Here is a 15825-nt window from a genome sequence, read left to right as displayed (position 1 = left end):
GTAATGGTTGCGCCGACTTGTGCGAGGATGCTCGCGCCATGGCACATCACCGAGATGGGTGCGTAAGGCGGCGCTCGTTCGCTGCGCCGCTGGCTCTGGGGGCAGCGCTCGCCGTTGCGCTCGGGGCGGGAACCTCGTCCGCGCAGACGTGGACCGGCGGACGGATGTCGCCGATCCTCCACGAGATCGTGGCGGTCGACGAGACCGGCGAGCCGCACTGGCCGTTCGGGGACGAGGACGTCGCGGGCGACGGCGAGACCTTCGACGAGCCGGAGCAGGCGATCGACTTCCGTACGGCGTACGCGGTCGCCGCCGCGGGGCGGCTCTGGACGCGCGCGTACGTGTCGCAGGAGACGGCGATCAGCGCCGACGTCACGCTGTTCGTGTTCATCGACGCCGACCGGAACCAGGGGACCGGGGGGCCGGCCGGGGGCCCGGCCGTGGAGACGGCGATCAACGCGCAGTTCACGACGGACAGCTCGCCGGGCGGGTACGAGTACGTGCTCGGCGTGAAGGGCGACGGCACGCGCGCGGGGTTCTGGACCTTCGAGGGGGGCGCCTACGCGGAGACCCCGGTGATGGAGGAGCAGGTCGTCATCGAGGCGGGGGTGGACATCGACCCGGTGCTGATCAACGAGGCGAACCGCGGGTATGCGCAGGCGTCGATCGATCTCGGCGTGGTGGGCGTGTCCGCGACGTGCGAGGCGAACCTGTACTTCCGCTCGGTCAACGCCACGGCGGGGCTCGGGCCGGGCGACCTCGACATCGGCATCGCCGCGCCGTGTGTGCCCGCGGACGACGACGACGACCGGGTGCCGGACGTGGTCGTGTCGGGCTGCACCAGCGACGACGACTGCGCCGGCAACGGCGTCTGCGTGGGCGGCGACTGCGTGCTGCCCGTGTCGTGTTACGAGGACGCGGACTGCGACGCGGGCGAGGACTGCCTGCCCGACGGGCGGTGTGTGCCCGTGGCCTCGGGCACCTGCTCGTCGAACGACGACTGCGGGGACCTCGTGTGCGTGGACGGCCAGTGCGCCGCGTGCACGCTGGGCGGCGCCCAGTGCGACGCGGGCGAGCGCTGCGCGCCGACCGGCCGGTGCGTCGACGGCTCGGCGTCGAGCGGGGCCGGCGGGCCCGGCGACCCGGGGATCCAGCCGGGCGACGAGGTGCGCGGCGGGGCCTGCGCCTGCGCGACGGGGCCCGCGCCGTACGGCGGGGGCGCCCTTTCCCTGCTCGCCGTGGGCGGGCTCGCCCTGAGGTGGCGGCGTCGCCCGCGCCGTGGACCCGGGGCCATCCGATGAAGAGGAGACCGATGCGCGCACGGATCACCGCCGTCACCGCCCTGCTGGTCCTCGCCGCCTCGACGGGGGCGCGGGCGCAGGAAAACAACATCGACATCGAGCGCTTCAAGCCGGCCGTCACGCACGACGCCTTCGTCGTCACCGAGGGCTCCGGCGTCCGCGAGCCCCAGGATCGCTGGGCGTTCGGGCTCTTCCTGAACTACGCGCGCAACCCGCTCATCGTCGCGACGGGCGACGGCGAGGTGCGGCGCCAGATCGTGAGCGGCCGGCTGGGGGCCGACCTCATGGCGTCGGTGACGATCGCCGAGCCGTTCGCGATCGGGCTCGACGTGCCGCTGTTCCTCGGGCAGACGGGGGAGGGCTCGCCGTCGTCGGCGGGCATCGGCGACATCCGGCTCGTGCCGAAGCTGCGCCTGCTCGACGACCGCGACTCCATCGGCCTCGGCCTCGTGGCCGAGCTGCGCGTGCCCACGCACTCCGGCGATTTCTCGGGCGGGGCGCGCAACGTCGTGTTCTGGCCGCGGCTCGTGCTCGATCACCGCTTCGCGCCCGGCCTGCGGTTCGGCGTGAACGCGGGCGTCGCGATCCGCGAGGGGACGACGTACGCGAACGTCGAGGCGGCGAGCGAGCTGACGTACGCCGCGGCGCTCGGGTACCGCTTCGGCGGCATCGACGGGAAGGTCGAGATCGGCGCCGAGGCGAACGGCGGCATCGGCCTCAAGGAGGCCGACCTGGAGGAGGCGCCGCTCGAGGCGCTCGGGTACGTGAAGATCAACCCGAGCGACGAGTGGGAGATCGTCGCGGGGCCGGGCATCGGCGCGCTGGCCGGCTACGGGGTGCCGATCTTCCGGGTGTTCGCGGGGGTCAAGTACACGCCGACGTCGCACGACCAGGACCACGACGGGGTCTCGGACGAGCGGGACCAGTGCCCCGACGTGCCCGAGGACCGCGACGCGGAGTACGACAGCGACGGCTGCCCCGAGGAGGACGCCGACGACGATCACGACGGCGTGCCGAACGCGAAGGACGAGTGCCCGGACGAGAAGGAGACGATCAACGGCGTCGAGGACGACGACGGCTGCCCGGACAAGGGGGAGCCGCGGGTCACGTACGAGGCCGGCGAGTTCACGATGCGGGACACCATCCGGTTCCGGACGGGGTCGGCGGAGCTCGAGCCGGAGTCGTACAAGACGCTGGATCAGGTGGCGCTCGTCATGAAGGCGAACCCCGAGATCGAGCGGGTGCGGGTCGAGGGGCACACCGACGAGACGGGGACCGACGAGCTGAACATGCAGCTCAGCCGGGAGCGCGCGGAGACGGTGCGCAACTACCTGATCCAGAAGGGCGTCAGCCCGGGCAGGCTCACGGCGGAGGGGTACGGGTCGAGCAAGCCGCTGGCGGAGGGCGATGACCCGGCGAGCCTGGCGAAGAACCGGCGCGTGGAGTTCGTCATCGACGAGTGACGCGACGCGGGGGCGGCGGCTCGGGGTCTCGCCTGGGAGGGGGGGCGGGATCCCGGGCGGCGTCGCGCCGGCGGGTGGGTCCGCGCTCGCCGACGTGGCGCGGGCGGGCGCTGGCCAATCGGCAAGACTGGGGCGGGGGAGCTTGCGCAGGGGACACCGCCCGGCATGCCTCCCTTCGGGCCACGCCAACTGGGACGTTATGGTGCGCGCCACACAAGGCGCGCCTGAGGCGTCGAGAGGACTGGGGGGTTATGGCACCTCAGGTCGGTGCTCGGCGCGCCCGCCCGCGCCACGTCGGCGAGCGCGGACCCACCCGCCGGCGCTCGCGGTCTGGGCTAGAAGCGGGCCCGGAGGTCTAGGCCGGCGGCGGTGGGGGTGAGGGCGGGGGTGACCACGAGACGGGCGGCGGTGGGGGGGGTAGGGGAGAGGGAGGTCACGAAGAGGGCGACGCCGGCTGCAAGGCCGACGCCGCCGACGACGAAACCGACGGTGGAGAGCGTCGCGGCGCCCTTGGCGTCGTCGACCAGCGCGACGCCCTGCGCGTCACAGAGCGTCTCGGTGCGGCAGTGGTCGTCCTGGGCCTTGTTCCATCGGGAGCTGGCGATGAGGCCGAAGACGGAGCCGACGGCGACGCCGGCCAGGCCGACGCCGCCGGCAACGAAAGACAGGGTGCGGCGGGTGCCGGCGCCGTCGTCCGCGAGGGGCGGCGAGGGCGCGGTGGGGGCGAGCACGGGGCCGGACGGGGGCGGGACGGCCGCCTCGGGGGCGGGCTCGAGGGAGGGGACCTCGACCGTGACGATCTGGCCGGGGCCGGCGGTCTGCGCCTCGACGGTGAAGGGCTTCTTGCCAGGGGCCGTCGCCTCGACGACGTGTTTGCCAGGGTCGACCGGGAGCGGCGCACCCCACGCGCCGGCGTCGAGGACCGCGCCGTTGCGCTTCACGACCAGGCCGGGCTCGGGCGCCGCCACCGCGACGGCGAGGCGCTCGAGCTTCTTCTCCAGGTCGGCGGCGCGACGCACCGCCTTCGCCTCGCGATCGGCCTGGCCAGAGCGGCTCGCCATGTCCGCGGCCTCGCGGAACGCAGCCCAGGCGCTCGCGGTGCGGCCGAGGCGCTCGAGGCAGTCCGCGAGGTTCCACTGGGTGCCGTAACCCGGATCGAGGCGCTGGCTCGCCGCGAACTTGGGGCACGCCTCGGCGAACTTGCCCTTCGCCACGAGATCGCGGCCCTCACGGAAGAGCGCCTCGGCGGCGGCCGCTTGATCCGCCGTGGGCTCCGCGCGGGCGACGCCCGCGGCGAGCGACAGGAGCGCAGCGACGCTCCACACGGCGCGGCGAGCCGCGGCGCGGCTACTTCCTCGATGTCTCGTCGTCATCATTCCTCGGAGGTCTGGGGGGCAGCTGCGGCCTCGGCGCGGGAGGCCTCGGCGCGGGCGGGCGCACGGCGACGCTGGGCGGCGCGGACGCCGACGCGGGGCCCGGGGGCGCCGAAGGGGACGGGGCCGGCGGCGGCGACACCTCGGGGGGCGAGGCGGCCGCCGTGAGCGAGGGGCCGGGCATCGACCCGGCCGGGCGCGGCGGGTCGGCCGGGGGGGACGCGGACGGCGGCGGCTCGGCCTCGACGCGCGGCGGGTCGGCCGGGACCTCCGGCGGCGGGGAGCCGCCGGCGACCGCGAAGTAAACGGCAGCCCCGCCCGCGGCCGCTGCCGCGAGCACGCCGCCGACGATCAGGGCGAGCGGCGGCTTCGAGGCCGGTCGGTTGGGGCGGCCCGTCAACCCCACGCTCATGGGGGGCGCCGTGCCCGACAGCACGTGGGGCACACCCGCGGGAACGGCCGACGGGCGCGGGGTGCCCGCGGGAACGGCCGAGGGGTGCGGGGTGCCCGCGGGAATGGCCGAGGGGCGCGGGGTGCCCGCGGGAATGGCCGAGGGGTGCGAGGCGGCGCGCGGCGCCATCGACACGCGCGAGGCGCGCGTGGCGGCGTCGACCGGCGCGAGCATCCCCTCGACGATCTGCTCGCCGTACGGCAGGAACGCGCGCAGCGCGGCCGCGAGCTGGGCGGCGCTCGCGGTGCGGCCGGCCGGATCGATGACCAGCGTCCGGTGCACCACGTGGGCGACCTCCGGCGGCACCCACGGGGCGATCTCCTGGATCCAGCGCACCGGGGTCGTGCAGATCGCCAGGACGAGCTCGCCGAGGCCGGTCAGGTGCTCGTTCGGGCAGTGCCCCGTGAGCGCATGGTACAGGCTGATCCCGAGCGACCAGACGTCCGACCGTGCGTCGACGACGCCGCTGCCGCGCGCCTGCTCGGGGGACATGTAGAGCGGCGAGCCGAGCAGCGCGCCGCTCTTCGTCATCCCGCCGTTCCCGAGGCTGTGATCCGACATCTTGGCGACGCCGAAGTCGAGCAGCTTGAGCACCCGCTGGCCGCCCTGCTTCCGGGTGAGGAACAGGTTCGCGGGCTTGATGTCGCGGTGGACGATGCCCACCTCGTGCGCGCGCTCGAGCCCGAGGCACGCCTGCAAGGCGACGCGGAGCGCGAGATCCACCGGCAGCGGGCCGAGCCGGTCGATGAGCGCCTGCACGTCCTCGCCCTCGAGGAACTCCATCGCGATGTACGGCGCGCCCGTCTCGCGATCGCGCCCGGTGTCGAACACCTGCGCGATGTGCTCCGACTCGACCGCTCCGACCGCGCGCGCCTCGCGCTGGAAGCGGCGCAGGAGCTCGTCGTCGGCGGACTGGCCGAGGATGACCTTCACCGCGACGCGGCGGCCAGTGCCGGTGTGGCGCGCTTCGTAGACGGCGCCCATGCCGCCCTGACCGAGCAGCCGGATGATCGCGTAACGATCATCGAGGGTTCGACCGATCATGACGCTCAGCCCCGGACCGAGGCGACGACCGCCCGGCAGCGCACGGACCCGCCGCGGGCCGCGCCCGCGGGGAGCGCGGCGGTGGGCATCCACAAGGCGATGGCTTCGAGGCGACCCCGCTTCACGACCGCAGGCTAGAGCAGCCGGGGCGCGGCGTCGAGGCGCCCCGGCCGTGGCGCGCGCTCACGGGGCGCGGTGCCGATGTCCGTGCGACCGGCCCGCCCTCTCCCCGCACACCCTGCACCAGGGCAGCCTCACGAGCGTGTGGTGCGATGTCTCGAACGTCGAGAGATCCTGCATGAGGAGCCGCCCCCCGAGCCTCGAGGGGGTGTACTCCGTGATCACCTTGAGGGCCTCCATGGCCACGAGGTGGCCGAGGAGCTGCCCCATCGCGGCCGCCTGAGGCGCGGCCGCGCCGCCCGGGTGCCCTGGGAGCGGGGGGTTGAGCGCCTCGGCGGTCGCGCAGATCCGGCACGCCGTCGCGCCCGGGAACACGAGCGGGCCGAGCACGGCCGTCGTCCCAGCGAGGCGCGACCAGAGGGAGACCACCCGCGCGCGGTGGCCGAACCGCGCGGCGCGCTCCAGGAGATCCGCGTCGTCCTCGCGCGCCGCCCAGACGAGGAGGTGAGGACGCCCGTCCCGCGCGTGGAGGGCGCCCGCGTCGAGCGCGCCGGGGTCGCTCTCCTCCACCCGGCACCACGGCGCGCGCTCGCGGATCAGCGACGCCACGGCGGCCCGGCGGGGCGCGCCGAGCGCCGCCTCGCCGCGCGCGCGGACCACCGCGACGTCGCCCGGGCCCACCGCCGCGTCGTCGATCAGGCGGAGCTCGGGCAGCCCGGCCGCCGCGAGCGAGAGGGCCGCCGAGGCGCCCCAGGGCTCGAGCCCCACGAGGAGCACGCGAGCGCCGGCGAGCCGCCCGGCCGCTTCCCCGGGGGCGTCGGACCACCTGCGGAGGAACTCTGCCTGTCCGCGGAAGCGCTCCCCGTCGAGCGACGGCGCCGCGTCGGGCACCGGCTCGACCAGCCCGCGCGCCTCGAGCAGATCGAGGAACGCGGCCACGCTCCGCCGGGAGTACTCGGGGAGCGCCTCGATGAGCGCCTCGCGGTCGCGCGAGCCGTCGAGCAGCGGCACCATCCGCTCGAGGAATGCGCTCACGTCCGCGCCGGTCAGCTGGAAGGTGCCGAGATCCGAGCGGAAGATGACGCCCGCGTCCGTGGGCGTGATGCTGGCCGAGCGGCTGAGTCGAAGGGTGGGCATGGTGCTCTCCAATGCTGTTGGTGAAGGCGCGCTACGGCCCTGTCACACCCGCTGCCGGCCCGGGTTGACCGATGCAGAGGATGTAGAGGGGCTCCTCCTCGTCCGGGAGCTCCAGGAACGTCTTCAGCTCGTCGTCGTAGAAGCCGCCGATGGCCACCGGGCCGAGGCCCATGGCCGTGGCGGCGAGGTAGAGGTTCTGGCCGAGGTGACCCGCGTCGATCCAGAGGAAGCGATACCCGCGCTGGCCGTACTTCCACATCGTGCGGAGCGGGATCGCCGTGATGATCACCACCACGTTGGCGTGGAGGACCATGTCCTGGCCGACGGCGAGGTCGGCGAGCGCCGCGTGCGCGAGCCCTTCCCGCCGGAGCTCGAGCTCGTGCGCCCGCGCGTCGTAGTGGTAAAGGCCGTCCGCGAGCCCCTCCACCGCCCGCGTCGCGACGTAGATCTCGAGCGGATACCGGCCGCCGGCCGAGGGCGCGGGGCGATCGCAGATCCACTGCCCCTCGACCTGCCGCGCGCCCCGCACCCCGTAGCTCGCGTGGAGGAGCCGCCCGAGCGCTTCCAGGGGCATCGGCCTGAGGGCGAACTCGCGGACCGACCGCCGCCGCTCCAGCACGGCGCCGAGCGGCGCGTCGAGCGCGAAATCGCGCCCGGGCAGCGCCGTTCGCTGCGAGCCGACGTAGGTGCGGAAGCAACCCGGCTGGACGTCCTCGTCGAACGGCGGCTCGAGCGGCCGCGACCTCACGTGCGAGGAGTGGAGCTGATAGAGCCGCGCAATATCCGCTTCTTTGCTCCTGGTCATGGTGCTCTCTCTCTCAGGCCATGGGGTGAGGGTCGGGGTTGATTCCGTGCGTCGCCGTCGCCCGGAGGCGCGGGTTGCCGCGGCGGGCGAGGTCGTGGCCGAAATGGATCTGCTGGAAGTCGGGCCCGAGGGCCCGGGCGACGCGGAACGGGGTCGCCGCGAGATCGGGCGACGTCACGTCGACGATCGCGACGCGGAGCCCCGCGGCCGTCACGCGCCGGGCGAGCTCGGAGAGCGAGACGTCGCCGGGCTCCTCGAGCTGCGCGGCGGCGACCGCGCCGCCCGCGCCGAGGAAGGCGAGGGCTCCGGCGCGGCCCGGAGGGACGTAGTAGGCCGCGTGGTCCTCGAGCGTGCGCACGTCCTCCGGCCGCTCGGGGATGGCGACCTCCTCGCCGGTCAGGAGGCGGGCGGCATACCTGCCTGTCTGGCCCTGCTCCAGGATGGCCTTCTTGATCGCGGTGCGAGGGCTCAGGTGGGCGGCGAGCGAGACGACGGCGCCGGGCCAGCGCGCGCCGTCGCCGTAGGCGACGCACATGACCGTCGGGACCGCGACGCCCGCCTCGAGCAGGTAGAGCTCGAGCCGGGCGCCGCGCTCCTCGAGCTGACGGACGATCTCCTGCGCGTCGCGGTCGATCGACGCGTCGGGCAGGATCCGCCGCCCCGGCCGGCGGGCGAGCCAGGAGATCATGAAGGCGTCGCGCTCGATGAGCTCGAGCGCGGCGCCCATCGACGCGTCCTCGAGCGTCGCGCCGGCGGCGAGGCCGTTCGAGGTCACCTGGCAGAAGTAGGCCTCGGGTGGAGCCCAGTAGTCGAAGTAGGTCGGGAGCGCCGGCACGCGCACGACGGCGCCGGTGTCGAGCCAGCGCCCGAGGGTCCAGTCGATGGGCGTGGCCGGATCGAGCCGCGCGAAGGGGAAATCGGGCGCTGCGTACTGCTCGTCGGCGTAGAGGCTCAGCCGCTCCGGCGCGATGAAGTCGCCCTCCATCTCGGCGACCGGGGCGCGGAGCAGCTCGTCCACCTTGAAGCGCCCGGCGGAGTAGCGCTCGATCGCCTCGCCCACGGCCCTGATCAGGGCCTCGACGGCCGTGATCCCTTTGCCGGAGCCGAACTTCGGCCCGTCGTAGGGGGGGCCCGCGCAGCGCGCGCCCTCGACCGGCTCGCTGAGGAAAGCGACGGCGGTGAGCGGCGTCTCGGGCGTGAGCGCCGGGATCGGGGCGCTCAGGCTGAGCCGCTTCACGATGCCCGTGCGCGCATCGACGATGCCGGCCAGGAGCCGCCGGAGCTCGGCGGGGTCGCGCGCGCTGGTCAGGGGCACGCCGGCGCCGCCGGGCGCCGCCGTCGCCCCCGCGCGCCGCGCGCCGCCGCAGAGCGCGCACCAGGGCTCCCGCAGCACGGCGTGGAGCGACGCCTCCAGGGTGACGAGGTTCTGCACGAGCAGCCGCCCCGCGAGCCGCGACGCGCCCCGGCGCACGAGCAGATCGAGGGCCGCGAGCGCGACGGCGTGGCCGAGGAACGCCGGCATCGGCGCGAGCAAGGTGTGCGCGCGGGGCCGCGGGCGCTCCGCCAGGAGCGACGCCTGGAGCGCGCGATCGGCCTCGAGGTGATCGCTGGTCGCGAGCCGCCGCAGGCGGCAGCAGCCCCAGCACGCGGTCTCGCCGGGCACGACGGCCGGGCCGATCGCGGCGTCGAGCCCGTCGAGCGTGGCGCTGAGCGAAGGGACACAGGCGTCGTGCGCGAAGCGGGCGGCGCTCTGCAGGACGAGCAGCTCGTCGCCCGGCACGCAGGCGAGGAGCAGATCCCAGCCGGTGTCTTCCAGGACGAGGGGGCGTTCCGCGGCGGCGAGCAGCGCCCCCGACGTGACCGCGCACCGGGGAGCGAGCCGCGACAGCGCGAGGGAGAGCGCCGCGCCGCGCTCCTGCCCGAGATCCGCCTCGGTGAAGGGGCCGAGATCGTCCGGCGCGACCTTCCCGTCGTCGAGGAGGTGGAGGGCGCCGACGCCGGCGGCCGCGAGCTCGACGGCCGCGACGGCGCCCCAGGGGGCGAGGCCCACCACGAGCACGCGCGATCTCGCGAGCAGACAGCGCGCCTCCTCGGACGCAGGCGGGCCGCTCCCTGCGAGCGGCGGCGCTGCGGTGGATGCGCTGGGCGGTCGAGCGGACATGATAGCTCCAGGGGAACACCGGCGGCGTGTCGATGCGCCGCGCGGTGTCTTCGGATATGAGTTCGATGCTCCCTCCGAGAAGAGCGGTGCGCCGGCGAGGGTGGATGAGAGGCGCCTTCACGGGCGGGCGTCATGCGAGCTCGCCGCGCCCTGTCGAGGCATCCCGGGAGGAGGTGGTGTTCTCGGAAGCTCTCTCCTCCTTGCCTTCCCGGAAGAACCCTCGCTCGACGTCACCTGCCGCGGCGCGAGATCATGCGCACCTGCATCCGCCGCAGCGACAGTGGCCGCAGCGACAGCCGCCGCACCTGCATCCGCCGCAGCGACAACCGCCGCAGTGACAGCCGCCGCACCTGCATCCGCCGCAGCGACAGCCGCCGCAGTGACAGCCACCGCAGGAGGGATAACAGGGGTAGCAGGACGGATAACATGGATAGCAGGACGGGTAGCAGCCAAAACAATTGCGGCTGGCCGGCTCATTTCGTTCTGCTACATCCATCCGTCCGGTAAGATCGTTGATCGCGCTCCGGATCTCGTTTACCGACAGGTCCAGATCCTTCGTGTCGTTCGAGTCGCTCATGGTGAAACCTCCACATACATATGTGGGGCGTGTAAACGCTCTTCGTCAATCGACGGCCACGCCGGCCACCGAGGAGGCTGACTCGATTATCCATCGCTCACAGCGTTCCCGGAGCTCGTCCCCGGTTGCGCGAAGAGGGTAGGCCCGAGCTGGCCTCCTCGGGCCGAGCAGCTCGGCACGACCTCCCGCAACGAGGGATCAGCGATGTGATGAGGTCCCGGCTAGTTCCGACTGTCAGAAGTCTTGGCAGGGATCAAGGCGAGAGAAGAGAGATTTTTAACGCAAAGGCGCAAAGATACAGAGAAATTCTGCTTTGCGCCTTTGCGCCTTTGCGTTGAAATCTCCTTGCCCTGGTGCCCTCCCTCAGGCCATCGGGTGGGGATCAGGGTTGATCCCGTGCGGCGCCATCGCGCGGAGACGCGGATTGGCGAGCTGCGCGGCGTGCTGGCCGAAATGGATCTGCTGGAAGTCGGGCCCGAGGGCGCGGGCGACGCGGAACGGGGTCGCCGCGAGGTCGGGCGACGTCACGTCGACGATCGCGACGCGGAGCCCCGCCGCCGTCACGCGCCGGGTGAGCTCGGACAGCGAGATCTCCTCCGGCTCCTCGAGCTGCGAGGCGGTCACCGTGGGGCCCGCGCGGAGGAAGGCGAAGGCTCCGGCGCGGCTCGGCGGAATATAGTAGACCGCGTGGTCCTCGAGCATGCGCACGTCCTCCGGCCGCTCGGGGATGGCGACCTCCTCGCCGGTCATGAGGCGGAAGACGTAACCGCAGATCTGGCCCTGCTCCAGGATGGCTTTCCTGATCGCCGTGCGGGGGCTCAGGTGGGCGGCGAGCGAGACGACGGCGCCGGGCCAGCGCTTGCCGTCGCCGTACCCCACGCACATCACCGTGGGGACCGCGACGCCCGCCTCGAGGAGGTAAAGCTCGAGCCGGGCGCCGCGCTCCTCGAGCTGGCGCGCGATCTCCTGCACCTCGGGGTCGAGCGCGTCGTCGGGCAGGATCCGCCGCCCCGGCCGGCGGGCGAGCCAGGAGATCATGAAGGCGTCGCGCTCGATGAGCTCGAGCGCGGCGCCCATCGCCGCGTCCTCGAGCGTCGCGCCGGCGGCGAGGCCGTTCGAGGTCACCTGGCAGAAGTAGGCCTCGGGCGGAGCGCAGTAGCTGTAATAGGCCGGGAGCGCCGGGACGTGCACGGGAGAGCCGGTGTCGAGCCAGTACCCGAGGGCCCACTCGATCGGCGTGGCCGGATCGAGCGGCGCATAAGGGAACCCGGGTTGGGAATACTGCGCCTCTTCGTAGAAGCAGAGCCGGTCTGGGGCGATGAAGTCGCCCTTCATCTCGGCGACGGGGGCGTGGAGGAGCTCCTCCTTGTTGAACAGCCCGGAAGAGTAGCGCTCGACCGCCTCGCCCACCGCCCTGATCAGCGCCTCGACGACCGTGACGCCCTTTCCGGTGCCGGCCTCCGGCTCCTCGCAGCGGTGCGCGTGCGCCGCGCCGTCGGTGTAGTTGCTGAGGATCGCCGTGGCGGTGAACGGCGTCTCGGGGGCGAGCGCCGGGCTCGTCGCGTTCAGCCTGAGGTGCTGGACGATGCCCGCGCGTGCGTCGACGACGCCGGCGAGCAGCCGGCGCAGATCCGCGGGGTCGCGCACGCCGGCGAGGCGCACCGTCGAGCCCTTTCGCGCGGCCCCGGCGCGGCGGGCGCCGGCGGCGCCGCCGCAGATCCGGCACCACGGCATCTGCAGGACGGCGTGGAGCGACACCTCCGGATCGACCAGGTTCTGCACCATGAACCGGCCCGCGAGCCGCGACGCGCCCCGGCGGACGAGCAGATCGACCGCCGCGAGCGCGGCGGCGTGGCCCAGGAACGCCGGCATCGGCGCGAGGTAGGTGCGCGCGCGGGGGCCCGGGCGCTCGGCGAGGAGCGACGCCTGCAGCGCGTGATCGGCCTCGGGCTGCAGGCTGGTCGCGAGCCGCCGGAGACGGCAGCACTCCCAGCACGCGGTCTCTCCGGGCACGACGGCCGGGCCGATCACCGCGTCGAGCCCCTCGAGGTGGGCGCTGAGCGACACGACGGAGGCGCCGTGGGCGAAGCGGGCGACGCCCTGAAGCACGAGGAGCTCGTCGCTCGAGACGCACGCGAGGATCAGGTCCCAGCCGGTGTCCTCCAGGACGAGCGGGCGACCCGCGGCCGCGAGCAGCGTCCCCGACGTGACCGCGCACCGGGGAGCGATCCGCGACAGCGCGAGGGCGAGCGAAGGAGCCCGCTCTTTCCCGAGATCCGCCTCGGCGAAGGGGCCGAGATCGTCCACCGTGACGGTCCTGTCGTCGAGGACGTGGAGCGCGCCTGCGCCCGCCGACGCGAGCTCGATGGTCGCGACGGCGCCCCACGGCTCCAGCCCGACCACGAGCACGCGCGATCGTGCGAGCGCCTCGCGCGCCTCCTCGGGCGCAGGCGGGGCGGTGCCCTCGAGCGGTGAAGCGGCGGTCGATGATGTGGGCAGTCGGATGGCCACGCGAGAACTCCAGAGAAGTGGCGACGCGGCGAGGGATCGACCCAGCCGCGGTCGGCCGTCGTTGAAGAGGTTCGATGCTGAGCCCGGAGGAGCGATGCTCCGATAACCCGAGGCGAGGACCGCCTTGCGGCGGCCGAGGAGCGAGCTGGCGCAATCGCGGGCGATCCCAGGAAGACGGGAAGACGCTTTGGATGATCTTCCGTGCTCCTCGGCTTCCTGGGGAGCCCTCGCGCGCCCTCGCCGACCTCGGGGCTAGCTGCAGCGGCAGCCGCCGCCGCATCCGCCGCCGCAGCGACACCCGCCGCCGCATCCGCCGCCGCAGCGACACCCGCCGCCGCATCCGCCGCCGCAGCGACACCCGCCGCCGCATCCGCCGCCGCAGCGACACCCGCCGCCGCATCCGCCGCCGCAGCGACATCCGCCGCCGCATCCGCCGCCGCAGCGACACCCGCCGCCGCAGCCGCCGCCGCAGCGACATTGGTAGCTGGCCGGAGTCGGCGTTTCCATTGCATCCAGCCTGCCCGACAAATCGTCGATGGCGTTGCGGATCTCCTTGATCGTCACTTCCAGCGTCTTCGGTGCGTCATCCGTGCTGTTTGAATCGCTCATGGCAGAACCTCCCACGGATGATTGGGGTACGCGGAGGCCCTTTGTCAAAGCGACGCCTCATGATCGAACAGCGGAATATTGAACGCGATTCCCTGCCATCCAGGCCGGCCAGCGCCGCGGCCCTGCCCGGGGCCTCCTGATCGTCGCGCGGGGCCGCGCGTGCTCGCTCCTCTCGCTGGTTCCGGCCATCGTGCTTCTCCCGGCTGGCGCCGAGTCGAACAACCCTGGATAGGCCGGCGCGCTGCGCGTGCGCACCCGCGGCGGCGCGAATCGACGCTTCGCTCAGTTGCCTTTTGAGGCCGCCTCCGGTACCCGGCGCGCCTCCCTCTCTTTGGCGCTCGGCGCCCATCGGCAAAGGAGTGTTATGCGTCGTACTTCGCTCGATCTTGCGACTGGTTGTCTCGCTTACTGTGCCCTTGCTGCGTCGATATCGCTCGCGGGCTGCGGCGTCGAGGAGGGCTCCTCGACCGTCGACCTGGCGAAGGTGGGGTGTGCGGGCTGCACCGTGCTGAAGGGCGGTACGGTGTTCGACGGCACGCGCGCGGGCAGGGGAGCGGTCGTGATCGAGGGCGACCGGGTGCGGCAGGTCCTCTTCGACGAGCGCGAGATCGAGGCCGCGGACGGCGAGGTGGTCGACGTGACCGGGAAGACCGTCCTCCCCGGGCTGATCGATCTCCACGTGCACTCGCTGAGCGTCGCCGGGCCCTACGGCTACTTCGACGTCGAGCTCCACCTCGAGGACCACACGAAGGCGATGCTCCGGGCCGGCGTGACCTCGTACCTCGATCTCGGCTCGTCCCAGCACGTCATCTTCGAGCAGCGAGCGCGGATCGACGCCGGCGAGATCCTCGCGCCGGAGCTCTTCGCCGCCGGGCCGCTGCTCACGCCGACCGGCGGGCACCCCTGCTACCACGGCAGCCCGCCCGGCGATTTCTGCATCTTCATCGACTCTCCCGCCGACGTCGGCGGCGCCTTCGAGGAGCTCCTCCCGAGGGCCCCCGACTTCATCAAGATCGTGCTCGAGTCGGGGAGATCGAGGTCGCTCCCGCACCTGACGACCGCGTCGATGGCGGCCGTCGAGGCCGCCGCCGAGGCCGCCGGCGTCCGCGTCATCGCGCACGCCGCGGAGAGCGCCGACATCGAGGCGGCGCTCGGCGCGGGCGTGACGCGCTTCGCGCACATCCCGGACCAGGACCGGATCTCGCCCGAGCTCGCGCGGCGCATGGCCGCCGAGGGGGTCGTCGTCGTCCCGACGCTCGCGGTGACGGATGGCCTCTACCGCACGGCGAGCGGCGCGCTCAGCGAGCTCGACGACCCCCGCATCGGGGACGACGTGCCGGCCGGCGTGATCGCCGCCCTGCGCGACCCGGCGCAGCTCGGGGACATCGCGACCGAGCCGTTCCGGGAGCGCATCAGGCAATCGCGCGAGAACGCGCTCGCGAACGTCCTGACCTGCTACCAGGCCGGCGTCACCGTCGCCGCCGGCTCCGACGCGGGCAACCCGGGCGTCTTCCACGGCCTCGCCCTGCACCGCGAGGTCGCGCTGCTCGTCGAGGCCGGGATGCCGCCGCTCGACGCGCTCGTCGCGGGCACACGCGCCGCGGCCGACGTGCTCGGGCGCCCCGATCTCGGGCGGCTCGAGGAGGGGGCGCGCTCGGACGTGGTCGTGGTCGACGGCGATGCGCTCGCGGACATCGGCGCGCTCGCGCGGGTGTCGCGCGTCTACAGGGCGGGCGTCCTCCTCGATCGCGACGCGCTCGCGCTGCCCCGCAAGACGAGCCTCGCGCGGAAGCCCACGACCGGCGCCGGCCGCGGCGAGACGTGCCTCGCGGCGTCGGAGTGCGCGCCCGGGCTCGCGTGCGGCCCGGATCAGACCTGCGCCGCGGCCTGCAGCGCCTCCGCGGGCTGCGCGCCGGGCAGCGCGTGCCTGCTCGACGACCGCTCGCCCACCGGGGGAACCTGCGTCGAGGGCGACGGCTGCGACCCGCTCCAGCAGGGCTGCGAGAACGGCGCTGCCTGCATGTTCTGGGGCAACGGCTCCACCTCGTGCTGGTACGCCGGCGCGGGCTCGGACGGCGAGCCGTGCGACGCCGCCGGCCTCTGCGCCGCCGGCAGCGTGTGCGATGGCTCCTCGAACACCTGCAGGGCCCTCTGCGACCCGCGCGAGGCGGGCCGCGCGCCGTGCCCGGGCGGCAAGAAGTGCGTCGACTACTCCGGCTTCGCGGGCCTGCCCGTGGGCGTGTGCGAGTAGGCCCGCGGAGCGGCGGCGCCGC

10 protein-coding genes are annotated in these 15825 nt (G+C 73.8%); 3 read left to right on the top strand and 7 right to left on the bottom strand.

Annotated features, from left to right (window positions below; all coding sequences use genetic code 11):
- Nucleotides 1–164 precede the first annotated feature (164 nt).
- Together WMF43_RS34185 and WMF43_RS34180 are read left to right on the top strand one after the other, a co-directional pair.
- Nucleotides 165–1301, top strand: coding sequence for a hypothetical protein (locus WMF43_RS34185; protein WP_437671118.1), 1137 nt, complete (start codon nt 165–167; stop codon nt 1299–1301).
- 11 nt (nt 1302–1312) lie between these two features.
- Complete coding sequence (locus WMF43_RS34180; RefSeq protein ID WP_437671117.1) at nt 1313–2764, top strand: OmpA family protein; 1452 nt, start codon at nt 1313–1315, stop codon at nt 2762–2764.
- 335 nt (nt 2765–3099) lie between these two features.
- Here the strand turns inward: WMF43_RS34180 and WMF43_RS34175 are convergent, their stop codons facing one another.
- The 7 genes from WMF43_RS34175 to WMF43_RS34145 form a co-directional block, all read right to left on the bottom strand.
- On the bottom strand, nt 3100–4089 hold the full coding sequence (locus WMF43_RS34175) for a hypothetical protein (protein WP_437671116.1): 990 nt from the start codon (nt 4087–4089) through the stop codon (nt 3100–3102).
- 22 nt (nt 4090–4111) lie between these two features.
- Complete coding sequence (locus tag WMF43_RS34170; RefSeq protein WP_437671115.1) at nt 4112–5632, bottom strand: protein kinase domain-containing protein; 1521 nt, start codon at nt 5630–5632, stop codon at nt 4112–4114.
- Nucleotides 5633–5815: 183 nt separating this feature from the next.
- Nucleotides 5816–6889 (bottom strand): TOMM precursor leader peptide-binding protein, encoded by a 1074-nt coding sequence (locus WMF43_RS34165; RefSeq protein WP_437671114.1) that lies wholly within the window; start codon nt 6887–6889, stop codon nt 5816–5818.
- Nucleotides 6890–6920: 31 nt separating this feature from the next.
- Nucleotides 6921–7694 carry a SagB/ThcOx family dehydrogenase gene (locus WMF43_RS34160; RefSeq protein ID WP_437671113.1) on the bottom strand — a complete coding sequence of 258 codons (774 nt, stop codon included), beginning with the start codon at nt 7692–7694 and terminating at the stop codon, nt 6921–6923.
- 13 nt (nt 7695–7707) lie between these two features.
- Complete coding sequence (locus WMF43_RS34155; RefSeq protein WP_437671112.1) at nt 7708–9855, bottom strand: TOMM precursor leader peptide-binding protein; 2148 nt, start codon at nt 9853–9855, stop codon at nt 7708–7710.
- A 230-nt stretch (nt 9856–10085) separates the two neighbouring features.
- Nucleotides 10086–10283, bottom strand: coding sequence for a hypothetical protein (locus tag WMF43_RS34150; protein ID WP_437671111.1), 198 nt, complete (start codon nt 10281–10283; stop codon nt 10086–10088).
- Between the two features lie 512 nt (nt 10284–10795).
- Nucleotides 10796–12943: a TOMM precursor leader peptide-binding protein gene (locus tag WMF43_RS34145; RefSeq protein ID WP_437671110.1), complete on the bottom strand. Its 2148-nt coding sequence runs from the start codon at nt 12941–12943 to the stop codon at nt 10796–10798.
- A 973-nt stretch (nt 12944–13916) separates the two neighbouring features.
- Here WMF43_RS34145 and WMF43_RS34140 point away from each other — a divergent pair.
- Nucleotides 13917–15803, top strand: a complete 1887-nt coding sequence (locus WMF43_RS34140) for an amidohydrolase family protein (RefSeq protein ID WP_437671109.1) — start codon at nt 13917–13919, stop codon at nt 15801–15803.
- Nucleotides 15804–15825 lie beyond the last annotated feature (22 nt).

This window comes from Sorangium sp. So ce131 (genome assembly GCF_051519095.1).
Lineage (GTDB): Bacteria > Myxococcota_A > Polyangia > Polyangiales > Polyangiaceae > Sorangium.
Note: the sequence above shows the minus strand (reverse complement) of the source record. Positions and strands in the feature narration are given on the sequence as shown.

Coding starts and splice junctions, on each gene's coding strand:
- WMF43_RS34185 (WP_437671118.1), top strand. CDS start 165: ATGTCGCCGATCCTCCACGAGATCGTGGCGGTCGACGAGACCGGCGAG.
- WMF43_RS34180 (WP_437671117.1), top strand. CDS start 1,313: ATGCGCGCACGGATCACCGCCGTCACCGCCCTGCTGGTCCTCGCCGCC.
- WMF43_RS34170 (WP_437671115.1), bottom strand. CDS start 5,632: ATGATCGGTCGAACCCTCGATGATCGTTACGCGATCATCCGGCTGCTC.
- WMF43_RS34165 (WP_437671114.1), bottom strand. CDS start 6,889: ATGCCCACCCTTCGACTCAGCCGCTCGGCCAGCATCACGCCCACGGAC.
- WMF43_RS34160 (WP_437671113.1), bottom strand. CDS start 7,694: ATGACCAGGAGCAAAGAAGCGGATATTGCGCGGCTCTATCAGCTCCAC.
- WMF43_RS34155 (WP_437671112.1), bottom strand. CDS start 9,855: ATGTCCGCTCGACCGCCCAGCGCATCCACCGCAGCGCCGCCGCTCGCA.
- WMF43_RS34150 (WP_437671111.1), bottom strand. CDS start 10,283: ATGTTATCCGTCCTGCTACCCCTGTTATCCCTCCTGCGGTGGCTGTCA.
- WMF43_RS34140 (WP_437671109.1), top strand. CDS start 13,917: ATGCGTCGTACTTCGCTCGATCTTGCGACTGGTTGTCTCGCTTACTGT.